Source organism: Pseudoalteromonas shioyasakiensis (assembly GCF_001550135.1).
Taxonomy (GTDB): domain Bacteria; phylum Pseudomonadota; class Gammaproteobacteria; order Enterobacterales; family Alteromonadaceae; genus Pseudoalteromonas; species Pseudoalteromonas shioyasakiensis.
Genome location: NZ_LRUE01000013.1, coordinates 130,572 through 146,020, shown reverse-complemented (window position 1 = coordinate 146,020; position 15,449 = coordinate 130,572). Strand labels below are relative to the sequence as shown.

Sequence of the window (15,449 nt, the reverse complement as noted above, 5' to 3'; positions counted from 1 at the left end):
ACTCGGTTTTAATGCGTAAAGGATTTGAAACAGTGAGGATTTAGGTGAAGTTGAGTGTGAAACTACACTCAACTTATAAAGAGATTACAGAACTTGCTCAGTGTATTTTTGTAAGTCAGTGATCAAATCACGATATAGCGTTGAGCTTTTATCCTTAATGCGGTCGAGAAAGAAATCGTCAGCAATATAGGTGATTTTTTGACGCTTCTTTTTATCGCTTAATTTGCTTTGCGCAACATCCATCAGCTCGGCTATTTTCTCACGTTCATAGCCGTTTAAAGAGGGATCTGTGCTGATATCTTTTAGCATGATTAATGAGTCTATTGTTGAGCCATTTAGGGTTATCGTTAACGCTTTTGCTAAGCTTGGTAACCAGGGTTTTTCAATCTGCTCACCAATCACATAAAACATGTTTTGTGCTGTCGCTAGGTCACCATCGCGTACTGCAACACTGCCAATAATAAGATAAGAAATAAGCTGCTCTTTTGGATAGCTCTGGCTCACTGTCGCAAACAAAGGATCGGTGCGAATGAAGTCAGCTTTTTGTTTAGCCATTTTACGCCAGCCTTTGTTATAAAAAGCTAAAGACTGAGCACTGTATGCTAAATATTTACCCCGCATATCAGTCGCTTTAGCAAGCGCTAAGTCGCTTTCTGCAATTGCAAAATCTTTACTTACACCAAGGCTCAAAATGTAGCTCATCATGGCATGAGTCAGTGTTGGCTCAATTGCACCTATTTGCTCTAACTGTTCTTTTTGCAGTTTGTTATAACCATAAGCAATGGTATCGACACTGGTATTCGACACTCCCCTGTACGTTTCATAACTAAAACTATCTTGTAGATCAGCATATTGTTGTTGCTCAGTCTTTGTTGATTTGCAACCACTTAGTAAAGCGACACAAAACAGCGAGCACGCTGCTAATTTAACAAAAGGGATGCTATTTAAAGCGGTCATCAATAATTCCTTTTTCTACTTCTATGGCATCATGTGCCAAACCTTGGTATATCGGGCTATGGATTCTACTTAACGAGAATATAATATTACTGTCATCGACAACGCTTATTGCATGCTCAGATGCATTGATTTGCACACCAGCACCATCAAATCGGCTTTCATTCAGTTTTACACCTTGTTGTGCCGTAATAGTGACATTGGTTAGTTCAACCACAGAACGCTTAATATTCAAAGCGAGTTTAGCCCCTGATAAGCTTACATTTTCTAATCTCACTAAAGAATCTTTAATACGGATAGATTCAGCAACCACATTTTTAAGTAACACATTATTACAGTCTTCAATGATCATATGACGGTAATGGCCTGAAAACTTGCGGCTGTGCTGATCTTCACAATGAAATGTCTCGATTTGTTTATCAGAAACTTCTGCACTGGCTGGCTTTTTAACTTCCCCAGTTAATGCACTATTTAATAAAGCTAAAAACTGGCTGGGCTGTTGCTTCATTGGCACATGACCCACATCAGGCAAAGTAGCTAAATCACTATTGATTAGCTGGCTGTTCAATACTTTTGCAGTTCGTAATGGAGCGACGGCATCTTCTTCACCCCAAATAATATGTGTTTCTATTTTCAGATTGCTGACAATCTCGCTAAAGTCTTCTTCAACTAAACTCAGCGCTGCATTCATATTTGGTGTTTCACCCATTACTAGCTTCCACGCACCATCACTACGCTGCAATAACTCTGTCAGGTATGAATCAATCGTCCCTTCTTCAATGAGTCCGGTTGTAAAATCATTGAGCTGAGCTAACTTAGTTGAGAGAAATTTAGGTAGCTTAGTATTAGGCTTAGGTACGTTGGAGATAGGCTTTATAAATGCCACTTTATGTAAGATACCCGCTGCGTCGACTAGCACCAGTTTATTGAGTTTCTCCGGGTATTTGCCAGCAAAATACAGGCTGACCGCGCCCCCCATCGAGTGACCCACAACCGTGGTTGGTTCAGCAATATAGTGATCGACCACTTCCGCCAGTACAGCAGCATAATTGCGAGGAGAGTAACGCCCTTCGGGGCTTTCTGAGTGAGCAAAACCAGGTAAATCAATCGCAATAACATGATAATGCTTAGTGAGTTCAGGCATAACCCCAAACCAATCTTGCATACCTAATACGCCTAAACCATGCACAAGCAGCAAAGGCGGCGACTTTTTATCACCGGCCTCTAAGACCAAAATTGATGAATTAAATACGGACTCTTGGTAAGTACTAAACAACCAATCTGCTTTAATTGGAGATTCAAATTTGAGTGCTTGGATTTGTTGTTGGTTTAATGGTGTTGATTGTGATGCAACTGGCTCGCTTTGCGCAGCAAACGAACCAAGCAAAATGCAATAAAAAAAGAATAAATGAAATAGACGCAAGGGATATTGGTTTAATTATTATTATATTAGCGAGATTGTACCCTTTGTCTGTTAAATGTAAATAATGCATGAGCATGAACCTAATATAGAGAAATGGTTATTCTGGGATAGATAGCAAGATGTGAGAGGTGTAGATCATCATTCATGGCGACTACATCTTGATACGCGCGAAACAAGTTTCACGCCTACGGGGTGCATTTTTTGTATTTTGAGTTGGGGGTTTTATTTGTGGAGTGGAAGTGAGGTGTTCGCGACTAAAGTCGCTCCTACCCTGTAGGTCGTCATTTATGGCGACATCATCGTGATACGCGCGAAACAAGTTTCACTCCTACGGGGTGCGTTTTTTGTATTTTGAGTTGGGATTTAATTTGTGGAGTGGAAGTGAGGTGTTCGCGACTGAAGTCGCTCCTACCTGTAGGTTGTCATTTATGGCTACAGCATCATGATACGCGCGAAACAAGTTTCACGCCTACGGGGTGCATTTTTTGTATTTTGAGTTGGGGGTTTTATTTGTGGAGTGGAAGTGAGGTGTTCGCGACTGAAGTCGCTCCTACCTGTAGGTCGTCATTTATGGCGACAGCATCGTGATGCGCGCGAAACAAGTTTCACGCCTACGGGGTGCATTTTTGCATTTTGAGTTGGGGTTTAATTTGGGGTGTGGGAGCGTGATGTTCGCGACTGAAGTCGCTCCTACGCGAATTGCAGGCACAAAAAAACCGACTTTCGTCGGTTTATGTCACTTTAACTCTACTTAAGAGAAAAGTGGCGGACGCGGGAGGATTCGAACCTCCGACCGCCTGGTTCGTAGCCAGGTACTCTATCCAGCTGAGCTACGCGTCCGCAGTGTGATGATGCATGTTTAAGTCTTGCATTGACTGTATCTTAAAGACACAAAAAAACCGACAGCTTGTCGGCTTATGTCACTTTCTAAGAGAAAGTGGCGGACGCGGGAGGATTCGAACCTCCGACCGCCTGGTTCGTAGCCAGGTACTCTATCCAGCTGAGCTACGCGTCCGCAAGTTGCATTTTATAATCTTGCAATGATTTTATCTTTATACTCGATGTGAGTTTTCAAATATGGTGGTTGCGGGACGTCTCTTGAAAGAGTGAACCTCCGACCAAATTTGTATCTTTATACTCGATATGAGTTTCAAATATGGCGGACGCGGGAGGATTCGAACCTCCGACCGCCTGGTTCGTAGCCAGGTACTCTATCCAGCTGAGCTACGCGTCCACACGCACATTTGAATATTGCTAATTTATTCTCTTAGCAAGAGACTCAAGTTTATACTCGATGCAGAGTCAAAGTAAAAAGTGGCGGTTGCGGGACGTCTCTTGAAAGAGTGAACCTCCGACCAAATTTACTAACATCTTATACTCGATGCAGAGTTAAAGTAAAAAGTGGCGGACGCGGGAGGATTCGAACCTCCGACCGCCTGGTTCGTAGCCAGGTACTCTATCCAGCTGAGCTACGCGTCCACACATATTACTTTCAAGACATGCCATTTTAGGAAAAATGGTGGAGAAGGAGGGATTCGAACCCTCGATAGAGCTACAAACCCTATACTCCCTTAGCAGGGGAGCGCCTTCGGCCACTCGGCCACCTCTCCGTCTTGTGGGGCGTATAATAAAGATTTCAGGAAATATGTCAAACACTTTTCAAGGAAAATCGCATAGATGGTTATAGATTGTCCATAACGAGCCTAAACAGCTTGTTTTTGTTTATCCTTTCGCCGTTTTTTCTTTATCACTCAACGGCTCAAGACCCGTCAATGGGATTAGTTCATCAGTTAACTCTGCGAGGTATTGATCTTGATAACCCAATTGTTGGAATTCGGCTATGCAAGCACGATAAAAATCTTCACGTTGATGCTCGCTTTTGTTCGTATCTGTAGGCAACGGCGAAGGCTTTTTAGTCATTATTATTAAGTCCATTTATACATTGAACGAGAATTGCGCAATGATGTCATATCTTGGCTAAAAATAATACTATTGGCCTTTGTATTTGTAGAAAAATTTTACAACTTAGTAACTTTGTTGGAAGACTAATTCAGCATTTCTTTTTAGATCAGCTAATTACAATTGAGTATTAAAATTGAGAGCAATAAAAATCAGAAATTTCTGATAACAAAAACGCCGCTAAAAAGCGGCGTTTTCAAGACTTTTAGCTGATTAATCAGCTTGAGGACGCATGTGTGGGAATAGGATCACGTCTTTAATTGTTGGTGAGTCAGTAAATAACATCACTAGACGATCGATACCAATACCCTCACCCGCTGTTGGTGGTAAGCCGTATTCTAATGCACGGATATAGTCATCATCGTAGTGCATCGCTTCATCATCACCAGCGTCTTTCTCTTCAACCTGACGAGTAAAGCGCTCTGCTTGGTCTTGTGCATCGTTAAGCTCAGAGAAGCCATTTGCTAATTCACGGCCGCCAACGAAGAATTCGAAGCGGTCAGTTACAAATGGGTTTTCATCGTTACGACGTGCAAGTGGAGATACTTCCCACGGGTAAGCGGTAATGAAAGTCGGTTGAATTAGCTTATGCTCAGCTGTCTCTTCGAAGATTTCACATAGGAATTTACCCGGGCCCCATACACAGTTTTCTGGGATCTTAACGTGTACTTGCTTCGCGTACGCTTTAAGTTCTTCAAAATGGTTTTCAGGGTCATTAAATACCGCAGCATCAAAGTCTGGATTGTACTTAAGGATAGCCTCGCTCATTGTTAAACGAGTAAACGGTTGTCCAAAGTCGTACTCTACTGAATCAACCACTTCACCGTTTTCATCTTTCGTTGTGTTTACAACAATTGGTGAACCAAGTACGTCTGTCGCAACAGTACGTAACATGTCTTCAGTGATGTTCATCAGGTCAATGTAGTCAGCGTATGCTTGGTAGAATTCGATCATTGTGAATTCTGGGTTATGACGCGTTGATAAACCTTCGTTACGGAAGTTACGGTTGATTTCGAATACACGCTCAAAGCCACCCACAACTAAACGTTTTAAGTAAAGTTCAGGGGCAATACGTAAGTACATGTCGATATCAAGTGCATTGTGGTGTGTTACGAATGGACGTGCAGACGCACCACCCGGGATCACTTGTAACATCGGCGTTTCAACTTCCATGAAGTCACGATCAGCTAAGAAACGACGGATACCTTCAACAACTTTTGAGCGAATACGGAAGGTTTCACGCGTCGCTTCATTAGTAATTAAGTCAACATAACGTTGACGGTATTTAGTTTCTTGGTCAGATAAACCATGGAATTTTTCTGGTAACGGACGTAATGACTTTGTCAGTAACTCGTACTCTGTCATTTCTACGTATAGGTCACCTTTACCTGATTTATTTAGTGCGCCTTTAACACCGATGATGTCACCGATATCAAGTTGACCATATTTTGCTTTTAATTCTTTTTGTACGTCTTTTGATGCGTACGCTTGAATTTGGCCTTTCATGTCTTGTAACGCAAGGAAAGGACCACGTTTTGCAAGAATACGACCTGCAACTGATACAACGTGTTGCTCAGCAACTAATTCTTCTTTCGATTTATCACCAAACTCAGCTTGCAAATCAGCCGTGTAATGTTCACGACGGAATTGGTTTGGATGACCGTTGGCTGGGCAATTTTCGCGGATTGCGTCTAATTTGCCACGACGCTCAGCGATTAACTTATTTTCGTCTTGGATTTGATCAGTCATTTTTTAGCTCTTTTTTAGCTTGGTGGTTATAGGCCAGATTTAAGGCTGGCTTCAATAAATTTATCTAAGTCGCCGTCAAGAACCGCTTGTGTATTACGGTTTTCAACGCCTGTACGTAAATCTTTAATGCGCGAGTCATCAAGTACGTATGAACGAATTTGACTACCCCAGCCAATATCAGATTTAGCATCTTCTTGGCTTTGTTTCTCAGCATTTTGCTTTTGAATTTCAAGCTCAAACAATTTCGCTTTTAACTGCTTCATTGCTTGGTCTTTATTCTTGTGCTGTGAACGCTCATTTTGGCACTGTACAACAGTGTTAGTTGGTATGTGAGTAATACGAACCGCAGATTCTGTTGTATTTACGTGCTGACCACCGGCGCCTGATGCGCGGTAAACGTCAATACGTAAGTCTGCCGGATTAATATCAATTTCGATATTATCGTCGATTTCTGGGTAAACGAATGCCGATGCAAACGAGGTATGACGACGACCACTTGAGTCGAACGGGCTCTTACGCACTAAACGGTGAACACCTGTTTCTGTACGTAACCAACCGTATGCATATTCGCCAACAAAGCGCACTGTTGCGCCTTTGATACCAGCCACATCACCATCAGTTGCTTCAACCAGTTCAACTTTAAAGCCTTTTGCTTCACCCCAACGTAAATACATACGTAGTAGCATGTTGCACCAGTCTTGGGCTTCGGTACCGCCAGAACCTGATTGTAAATCAAGGTAAGCATCGTTTTGGTCATGGTCGCCTGAGAACATACGACGGAACTCTAGCTTTTCAAGCTGTGCGTTTAAATCGCCTAATTCAGCTTCGGCTTCTGCGAAGGTTTCTTCATCTTCTGCTTCAACAGCAAGCTCGACTAAACCTTCAACATCTTCGGTACCTGACACTAGATTATCAATGGTCTCAACGATAGCTTCGAGTGCCGACTTTTCACGGCCAAGTGCTTGAGCTCGCTCTGGCTCATTCCACACTGCTGAATCTTCAAGTTCTGCGTTAACTTCTTCTAACCGCTCTTTCTTAAGAGGGTAGTCAAAGGTACCCCCGAAGCAGTTCAGTACGTTCGCGAATTTCCTTGATTTGATTAATCACAGGATTCACTTCAAACATGTACATTACTCCAAAATGGCTGATTTACCGCGCACCGTTATCGACAATAAATACGGTAAATTATCTACAAATATTAAAAACGCCCGATTTTAACAAAAAACCGAGCGTTTTATTAGCCTTTTATGTCGATTATAACGATATTTTTATGTCGCTTTTTGTAGCTCTCGAATAATCAACTGTAACGAGAATTTACCACGGAATTCATTTATATCGAGTTGATAAGCAGCTTTCACATAACGCACTTCGGTATCTGGCCATGCACGCACATCAACACCAAATGCAATGCCGTCAACTAATCGTCCAGACTGATGTTTTAAAACTAGTTTTAAGTGTTTTTCACCGACAATGCGCTGCTGTATCACTTCGAATACATGCTCAAACACTGGTTCTGGAAATTGCTGCCCCCAGGGGCCGGCATTTTTTAGTAAGTTGGCAAACTCCATCGAAAAGCACTCATTAGGTAATTCACCATCAGTAAGTAAAATACTTTGCTTATGCTCTTCAGTGAGTGTGTCTGTTACCATTTGCTCAAACACGGTTTTAAATTCAGTAAAACATTGCTCATTGATACTCAGCCCGGCCGCCATAGCATGACCACCAAATTTACTGATTAAATGCGGATAGAGCGTATTTACTCGCTCAAGTAAGTCACGCATATGCAGCCCTTCAATGGAGCGGCAAGAGCCTTTTATTTCGCCGTTATCGCCCGCTGCAAAAATAATCGTCGGGCGGTGATACTTTTCTTTTAAGCGGCCAGCCAAAATACCAATCACACCTTGATGCCAATCAGCTTGATATAAACAAATGGCATCAGGCACTGACTCAGTTTTAAATGCTAAACGGTCAAGCACAGCTTGTGCCTCCGTTTGCATGCCCTGCTCTATTTCACGGCGCTCGTGATTGAGGCTGTCGAGCTCACCGGCAATTCGGCGTGCTTGGTTTATATCGTTTGATAACAAACAGGCTATACCTAAACTCATATCATCAAGACGCCCTGCAGCATTTAAGCGTGGCGCTAATGAAAAGCCAAAGTCACTGGCACTTAAACGGGCAGCATTACGATTTGCCACTTCGATTAAGGCACTGATACCTGGGCGTGTTTTACCACTGCGAATACGTGCTAAACCTTGATGAACTAAGGTACGGTTATTGGCATCAAGAGCGACCACATCGGCAACGGTACCAAGGGCTACAATATCAAGTAACTCAGCCAAATTTGGCATTGGCTGATGCTGAAAATATCCTTGTTCACGTAAGTGGCTACGTAAAGCAATAAGCAGATAAAAAGCGACCCCAACGCCTGCTATTGATTTCGATGGAAACTGACAGTCATGACGATTTGGGTTCACGATGGCATCAGCATCTGGCAGGGCTTCACCTTGTAAATGGTGGTCAGTTACCAGCACTTTAATACCCGCTTGCTTAACAATTGCAATGCCATCTATACATGAAATACCGTTATCAACAGTGATCACCAGCTCGGGTTGCATAGTCACTATTTGCTCAGCAAGCGCAGGACTTAAGCCATAACCTAGGCTGAATCTGTCAGGTACCAAGTAATCAAGGTTCTTTAAGCCAAACATAGCAAGACCTTGCATTAAGGTTGCTGTGCTGGTTGCGCCATCGGCATCAAAGTCACCGACGATTAACACGCGACTTTGAGCCGCGAGGGCTTGTTGCAATAGCACCACAGCTTTGTCGATATCTTTAAACAACTTAAAGTCATGTAATGTCGCAGCGCTATTATCGAGTTCGGTGGCACTTTGCACCTGTCGAGTCGCATATATTTGCTTAATTACAGGGTGTAAATGGTGTGGTAAATGCGAATCATCAACATGAGGACGAGCTTGAATTATTTTTTCCATGTCGGAAATGGTACTTCTTTGCTTAATACAAATAAAAAAGGCCTACGAAAAATAGGCCTTTTCGTTTAAAAAATCAGTTATGAAGATGTTTTTGGTAAGGCATCAAGCGCTTGGCTAATTTGCGCAGCTGATTGATAACCTGGGATCATGGTGCCATCTTCTAAAATAATTGCTGGAGTACCCGACATACCAAAGCTTTGACCTAGTTGGTAATGCTCAGCAATTGGCGCGTTACAACCTGGCACGTCTGCGACTTCTGCACCCGCTTTTGCTTCTGTTAACGCTTCAGCAGGGTCTTTAGCACACCATACATTCATTAGATCTTGGTAACCTTTACCACGTAAGCCCCCACGTGGGAAAGCTAGGTATTTAACCGTGATACCCGCATCTAAGAAATCATCAAGTTCACGGTGTAACTTACGGCAGTAACCACAGGTAATATCGGTAAAGACTGTGATTGAATGCTTTTCGTTTTTCGCTTTGTAAACGATCATTGAGTCTTCGTACTCAGCAATGCCTTCTTTACGTACATCGCTCAGTGCATGCTCTGTTAGATTAACTCGGTTATTAAGGTCAATCAGTGTTCCTTGCATTAGAAATTGACCGTCAGGGCTTGCGTACAGCACGCCTTTATCAGTAATTAGTTCTTTAAGGCCTGCCACTGGGCTTGGGTTGATTTGCTTAACGGTTACGCCTAATTCAGCAAACTTAGCAATAATAGGGGCATCAGCAGCATCTGTTGTTGATACGCCATTGGCAAACACATTTAAGCTTGTGCCTAGTAGTGCTGTGGCTAAAACTAACTTTTTCATAAATATCCTATATCCTGATCATTTTTTATATAGACCGGTACATCTTTAAAAATCTTGCACTAAGCACGTGGATGATGTTGCTCGTGTACCGACTTCAATCTTTCATTCGCTACATGGGTATAAATTTGTGTTGTTGATAAGTCACTGTGACCTAACATCATTTGCACGACTCTAAGGTCCGCCCCATGATTAAGCAAATGCGTTGCAAACGCGTGTCTGAGCGTATGCGGTGATAACGGCGATTCAACTGATGCCAAAATAGCATAGTGTTTGATGCGATGCCAAAAAGTTTGTCGTGTCATGCCAATCCCGCGCTTTGATGGGAACACAAAGTCAGTGGCATGTTTAATCATTTGCGAACGACCCACTTTTAAAAACTGCTCAAGCCAGTACATTGCTTCTTCGCCTAGGGGAACTAAACGCTCTTTATTACCCTTACCTTTTACAAAGACCACCGCTTGGCGCAGATTAATTTGCTCCATTCTGAGTCCCACCAGCTCAGTAACACGAAGCCCAGTAGCATATAACAGCTCAAGCATGGCTTTATCGCGAAGTCCCATAGGATCTTCTATGTCTGGGGCTGCAAGCAGAGCTTCGACTTCGGCTTCTGACAGCGTTTTTGGTAATGACTGCCCAGCTTTTGGTTGAGCAATATTGACCATCGGCGAATCGGCAATGGCTTTTTCGCGTACAAAATACTGATAAAAACGCTTAAGCGCACTGATGCTTCGCGCTGTGCTGCGCGACTTCAGCCCTAAATCAACACGGTATGCTAAATACGCTTCAATATCATCAGAGCGAACAGCTAGTAGGTCTTTATCTTTTAAAAATTGGCAAAACTTTTCAAGGTCACTGCGATAAGCAGCGAGTGTATTTTCGCTGACCCCTTGCTCAAGATACAGCGTATCTAAAAATAACTCTAAATGTTCGGCGTTATTTGCTGTTATTACACCTTTTTGGGCTTGTGAATTATTATCAGCCACGCGTACTCTCATCCTTATCAAGGTATCAATTGATTATACCTTACGGTAAACTTACGCCTATCATATCAGGCAAATACATAGTGATAAATACGATGCAGATTGGTTTATTTTATGGTTCTACAACCTGCTACACAGAAATAGCGGCAGAGAAAATTCGCGATATTATTGGTCACGATATAGTGAGCCTTCACAATATCAAAGATGAGCCATTAAAAAATGCAGAGCAATTTGATTTCGTGATCTTCGGCATTTCAACTTGGGATTTTGGTGAGTTGCAAGAAGATTGGGAATCAATCTGGGACGACATTAAAGATGTTAACCTAAACGGCAAAACCGTGGCTCTGTTTGGTATGGGCGATCAACAAGGTTATGGTCAGTGGTTCCAAGACGCACTTGGCATGTTACACGATGAAATTTGTGATCAAAGCATTACCTTGTTAGGCAAATGGCCTAACGATGCAAGTTATGAATTTGAGGCTTCAAAAGCACTCACTGAAGATGGCAAACAATTTGTTGGCTTAGCCCTTGATGAGGACAGTCAATACGAGCTCAGCGATGAGCGTATCGCAAGCTGGGTTGAACAAGTCATGACTGAGTACAGCGAAAGCTTGTAAGTCATGGATAAAAAAGCCAAGCATTGCTTGGCTTTTTTAATGATTATTCAACGCGTTGCCAGTATTGATTACGATAGAAAAATGCAATATAACCGCGTACTTCAAGTACCTTACCTTGTTCTTGTGGTGTTAGTTTAAGGGTATAGGTTTTACCATTGTTTGGGTCTAGAATTTCCCCCTCTTGCCAGCTACCATCACCGGCATCTTTAGCACCTTCTATAATTTGTAACCCTAAAATTGGCTGATTTTTCTTATCACCTTTACACTCTTCGCAGATTGCGTCTTGCTTGGCTGGGTTAAGGATTTTTTCAACACTACCAACCAACACACCATCTTGCTCACTAATACGTACTAAAGATTTCGCTTCATTCGTTTCTTCGTCAATAGTTTTCCAAAGACCCACAGGCGTCAATGTAGCAAAACTCAACTGAGAAAATAATAAGGCAGATAAAACAATTGATAAACGGAACATAAAAAACTCGTATAAAACTTAAGACTTTGGCACTATATCAGGGCTTAAGCAAACACACCATTTTGCTAAGCTCCGAAATCGACACAACATTGCGAGGGAACACAATGAGTCAATTCACATTAATTACCGGTGATATTGTCAGTTACGACAGTAATCAGGTAGCTACAATTAACGCCGCGGGCGAAATAAAAATAAATCGCTTTGCTGAGCCATTATTTATTCCTGATAGCGCTAAAGCCGCCATTGAACTGGGTCGGCTTGATGATAACTTGTTTAATTTAAAAAAGTTATTACGTTCAGGCTATGCCGACCCTTGCCCTACGACCCGCGTGCTAATTGAAACCACACATCCTTTACCTGACATCAACGGTCTGCTGATCAAGCGCCGCTTTAGCATTATTGACTTTTGCAGTGCCGAAATAGAAAAGTCGCACAGTAAAGCCGTGTTAGACGCCCTATTAGAGCTTGAATATGTGCAACAAATTCAGCTTGATGAAGTAATGCAATTACAGCCACCGGTACAATTTAACAACCAATAAAGGTACAATAACTTATAAGTATGCTAATCAGCTCCTTCATTTGTAAAAGGAATAACAATGAAAAGTGCGCTACCTATAATGATTGCCGCAAGTATTTTGCTAACTGGTTGTGATGAATTAGAAGTTGAAGAAACTCATAACTTTGGCGATGAAATGTATGAGAACAATTACACACTCGTAAATACCACTGATTTAGAAGTGGACTATTACATGGCAAACACTGACCTGTTTGGTGATGCTCAAGAAGTTAAAGACTCTCAATACTATATTGATACGCTTGCATCGCAATCACTTCCCGTTGATGTAACACATGCTCACAATGAACGTAGTCGTATTTCATTTTATGTAGTCGATCACAGCGACATAACTAACTCAGCCACACAGATGTATCAGGTAGAGCAAAATCAACCTTATCATTTTGTGGCTTGGCAAAATGAAGAAAAGCTTCGTTTAACACTCGTCAAAAAAGCCAATGATGATAAAGATGACTTTTTTGCTATACGTATTCTCGCAACTGAAAACCTTCGCTTAAAAGTCGAAAAGCAAATCGTCAATTTATATCAAAATCAATTAAGTTACTGGTACCACATTGATGACTGCGCTGATGATTTAAAAGTATCAAAGCTCAATGATGAAGATAAGCGAGTTTATGAACCTGTCGCAATCTGCAACGCATCATATGGGCAGTCATACACTTTACTTTTAAGTGAAGATGGCCTTGAAGCGAGCATTGCTGAATAACCATTACATCTTTAGGTAAAAAGCTTTACAGAGCTCTTTATAATCTTGGCTATAGCTGCCATCAGCTGCATGTATGGTTAACGATGATGTATCACATTCGCCGTTGTTTTGGCTGAGTAACAACAGGCTACGACTTGGTTGTTTTTTCTCGGTTGTACGTACCAAGCAATGGCGATTTAAGTACCAGCCTGCCTGCTCAGCTACCGCAATGAATTGTTTTGCCTCTACGCAAGGCAAAATCACATTCAAAAGCGTTTTGCCGTGGCTAATCCTAGTACACGCTTCTATCAATTCGCTGAAGCTAAGGCCGTCAGTATGGCGGGCAGTATTTCGAGCATGATTATCACCTTTTAGGCTCGCATTAAAATAAGGTGGGTTGGTGATGATCGCATCAAAAGGCTCTGCTGCGCTAAACGACTGTACAGCTCCTTCGAAAAGGTTTATTTCTGGCCAAGGGCTAGCCGCAAAGTTATCTCGGGCATCACTGCAGGCACCCGTGTCTATTTCAATGGCACTCACACTTGCATCAGACACTCTTTGTTTTGCCATAAGCGCCAACAGCCCTGTGCCTGTCCCTATATCTAAAATGCGTTTAGCTTTATTTATATCAGCCCATGCACCTAACAAAATACCATCGGTCGACACTTTCATCGCCGTGCGTGTTTGCGTTACCGTAAATTGTTTAAACACAAAGCCTGACATTTTTTCACCTTTTCATTCACCACAGCCGCGTTAACGCGTATAATTAGGCTCAATTGTCCTCTATTTATGTCACTCTATGCAATTTTCTGAATTTGATATCGATAACAAGCTGTTAAATGCCATTAATAAAATGGGTTTTGATACGCCTACCAGTATTCAACAACAAGCGATCCCTGAAGCACTTCAAGGTCGTGATATTTTGGCATCTGCCCCTACTGGTACGGGTAAAACAGCCGCGTTTTTGATCCCTGCAATTCAATACTTGCTTGATTTCCCACGTCGCGATCCTGGCTTTGCGCGCGTATTGATCATGACACCAACCCGTGAGCTTGCTTATCAAATTCATGAGCAATGTGAATTACTCGCAGCACAAACTCATCTTAAAATTGGGGTTGTAACAGGTGGTATAAACTACGGGACACACAAAGAAATTTTCGAAAGCAATAACGACATTCTCATTGCCACACCTGGGCGTTTAATGGAGTACCTTGAAACAGAGAACTTCCATGCTGAAAACGTTGAAATGCTTATTCTTGATGAAGCTGACCGCATGCTAGACATGGGCTTTCGTAAAGAAATGCTACGTATTTGTGATGAAGCACGTAACCGCCGTCAATGTTTCTTATTCTCAGCGACCCTTGAAGGTGACAGCGTTGAGTTATTTGCAGAACGTATCTTAAACGACCCTGCACTGCTTGAAGCCGAATCTTCACGCAAAGAGAAAGGCAAAATCCATCAATGGGTTCACCTTGCTGATGACTACGACCACAAGCTAAAAATGTTGGTTGAAACGTTAAATGGTGACGACATTCATAAAGCAATTGTGTTTGTTAAAACCCGTGAGCGCCTAGAAACATTAGTTGGTGAGTTAAACAACGAAGGCCTTCGTGTAGCTTGGTTACGCGGTGAAATGCCACAAGACAAGCGCATGAAAGCGATGGAGAACTTTCACTCTGGTCGCAACAATATCTTAGTTGCAACGGATGTTGCTGCTCGTGGTATTGATGTTGCTGATATCAGCCATGTTATCAACTTTGATATGCCACGTACCGCAGACGTATACGTACACCGTATTGGACGTACAGGTCGTGCAGGTAAAAAAGGCATTGCGATTTCATTTATTGAAGCTCATGACGTGGCAATTGTTGGTAAGGTTGAGCGCTACATTGAGCAAAAATTGAAACGCCGAGTAATTAAAGGTCTTGAGCCACAGCACAAAGAAGCGAAGATCCCATCTAAAAAGAAAAAAGATCCAGTAAAAATGAAGGCAAAGAAAAAAGCCAAAGCTAAAACGAAGAAGAAAAAGTAGTTTTAACTTTAACATCATTACTGTGAAAATGCCGAGCTTGTCTCGGCATTTTTGTGCCATACCCTTTTTACTTATTAACTGTGTAATTAGTTCACACTTTATTGCCCATACATCACACCAATAAAAATAAAACAATAAAATTCAACAGCTTAAATATTGGAATAATAATTGTAACAGGTTCAGCAATAGTTCACAGCAGACT

Annotated in this window: 14 protein-coding genes and 5 tRNA genes; 4 read left to right on the top strand and 15 right to left on the bottom strand. The window is 42.1% G+C overall.

The features are described 5' to 3' along the window. Window positions 1-84: 84 nt before the first annotated feature. The 13 genes from PASHI_RS05965 to xerD form a co-directional block, all read right to left on the bottom strand. The gene (locus PASHI_RS05965) at window positions 85-957 is read right to left on the bottom strand and encodes a hypothetical protein (RefSeq protein WP_062564901.1); all 873 of its coding nucleotides are present in this window, start codon (window positions 955-957) and stop codon (window positions 85-87) included. Continuing rightward, complete coding sequence (locus PASHI_RS05960; RefSeq protein WP_156426463.1) at window positions 941-2,377, bottom strand: alpha/beta fold hydrolase; 1,437 nt, start codon at window positions 2,375-2,377, stop codon at window positions 941-943. Before PASHI_RS05960 ends, PASHI_RS05965 begins: the two co-directional genes overlap by 17 nt. Before the next feature lie 763 nt (window positions 2,378-3,140). Next, window positions 3,141-3,217, bottom strand: a tRNA-Arg gene (locus PASHI_RS05955). Window positions 3,218-3,315: 98 nt separating this feature from the next. Further along, window positions 3,316-3,392 (bottom strand) — tRNA-Arg (locus PASHI_RS05950). 142 nt (window positions 3,393-3,534) lie between these two features. Then, window positions 3,535-3,611: transfer RNA gene (locus tag PASHI_RS05945), tRNA-Arg, on the bottom strand. A gap of 168 nt (window positions 3,612-3,779) precedes the next feature. Then, window positions 3,780-3,856, bottom strand: a tRNA-Arg gene (locus tag PASHI_RS05940). 38 nt (window positions 3,857-3,894) lie between these two features. Further along, window positions 3,895-3,987 (bottom strand) — tRNA-Ser (locus PASHI_RS05935). 112 nt (window positions 3,988-4,099) lie between these two features. Further along, complete coding sequence (locus tag PASHI_RS05930; protein ID WP_055020963.1) at window positions 4,100-4,297, bottom strand: hypothetical protein; 198 nt, start codon at window positions 4,295-4,297, stop codon at window positions 4,100-4,102. Window positions 4,298-4,549: 252 nt separating this feature from the next. Beyond that, a complete protein-coding gene (gene lysS / locus PASHI_RS05925) occupies window positions 4,550-6,085 on the bottom strand; it encodes a lysine--tRNA ligase (protein WP_054560811.1) in 1,536 nt (511 codons plus the stop codon). Between the two features lie 26 nt (window positions 6,086-6,111). Beyond that, window positions 6,112-7,210 (bottom strand): peptide chain release factor 2 gene (gene prfB, locus PASHI_RS05920; RefSeq protein ID WP_105181232.1). Its coding sequence is split into 2 segments (ribosomal slippage): window positions 6,112-7,134 and window positions 7,136-7,210, totalling 1,098 coding nucleotides; the frame shifts between segments, so codons are not numbered across the junction. A gap of 143 nt (window positions 7,211-7,353) precedes the next feature. Continuing rightward, complete coding sequence (gene recJ / locus PASHI_RS05915) at window positions 7,354-9,075, bottom strand: single-stranded-DNA-specific exonuclease RecJ (RefSeq protein WP_062564899.1); 1,722 nt, start codon at window positions 9,073-9,075, stop codon at window positions 7,354-7,356. Window positions 9,076-9,152: 77 nt separating this feature from the next. Then, complete coding sequence (gene dsbC / locus PASHI_RS05910; protein WP_054560813.1) at window positions 9,153-9,887, bottom strand: bifunctional protein-disulfide isomerase/oxidoreductase DsbC; 735 nt, start codon at window positions 9,885-9,887, stop codon at window positions 9,153-9,155. Between the two features lie 59 nt (window positions 9,888-9,946). Further along, entirely contained in the window at window positions 9,947-10,834 is an 888-nt protein-coding gene (xerD, locus tag PASHI_RS05905; protein ID WP_408002930.1) for a site-specific tyrosine recombinase XerD, read from the bottom strand. A gap of 128 nt (window positions 10,835-10,962) precedes the next feature. Between xerD and fldB the strand changes: the two genes are divergently transcribed. After that, window positions 10,963-11,484: a flavodoxin FldB gene (fldB, locus tag PASHI_RS05900; protein ID WP_054551247.1), complete on the top strand. Its 522-nt coding sequence runs from the start codon at window positions 10,963-10,965 to the stop codon at window positions 11,482-11,484. Between the two features lie 43 nt (window positions 11,485-11,527). On the opposite strand, the gene PASHI_RS05895 is transcribed toward fldB, so the two are convergent. Next, complete coding sequence (locus PASHI_RS05895; protein ID WP_062564898.1) at window positions 11,528-11,956, bottom strand: DUF2147 domain-containing protein; 429 nt, start codon at window positions 11,954-11,956, stop codon at window positions 11,528-11,530. A 104-nt stretch (window positions 11,957-12,060) separates the two neighbouring features. Between PASHI_RS05895 and PASHI_RS05890 the strand changes: the two genes are divergently transcribed. Both PASHI_RS05890 and PASHI_RS05885 read left to right on the top strand, forming a co-directional pair. Then, a complete protein-coding gene (locus PASHI_RS05890; protein ID WP_062564897.1) occupies window positions 12,061-12,495 on the top strand; it encodes a hypothetical protein in 435 nt (144 codons plus the stop codon). A 57-nt stretch (window positions 12,496-12,552) separates the two neighbouring features. Next, window positions 12,553-13,236 (top strand): hypothetical protein, encoded by a 684-nt coding sequence (locus PASHI_RS05885; RefSeq protein WP_062564896.1) that lies wholly within the window; start codon window positions 12,553-12,555, stop codon window positions 13,234-13,236. 3 nt (window positions 13,237-13,239) lie between these two features. Here the strand turns inward: PASHI_RS05885 and PASHI_RS05880 are convergent, their stop codons facing one another. Next, entirely contained in the window at window positions 13,240-13,938 is a 699-nt protein-coding gene (locus PASHI_RS05880; protein WP_062564895.1) for a tRNA1(Val) (adenine(37)-N6)-methyltransferase, read from the bottom strand. Window positions 13,939-14,014: 76 nt separating this feature from the next. On the opposite strand from PASHI_RS05880, the gene srmB reads away from it, so the two are divergent. Next, complete coding sequence (gene srmB / locus PASHI_RS05875) at window positions 14,015-15,247, top strand: ATP-dependent RNA helicase SrmB (protein WP_062564894.1); 1,233 nt, start codon at window positions 14,015-14,017, stop codon at window positions 15,245-15,247. Window positions 15,248-15,449: the final 202 nt, after the last annotated feature.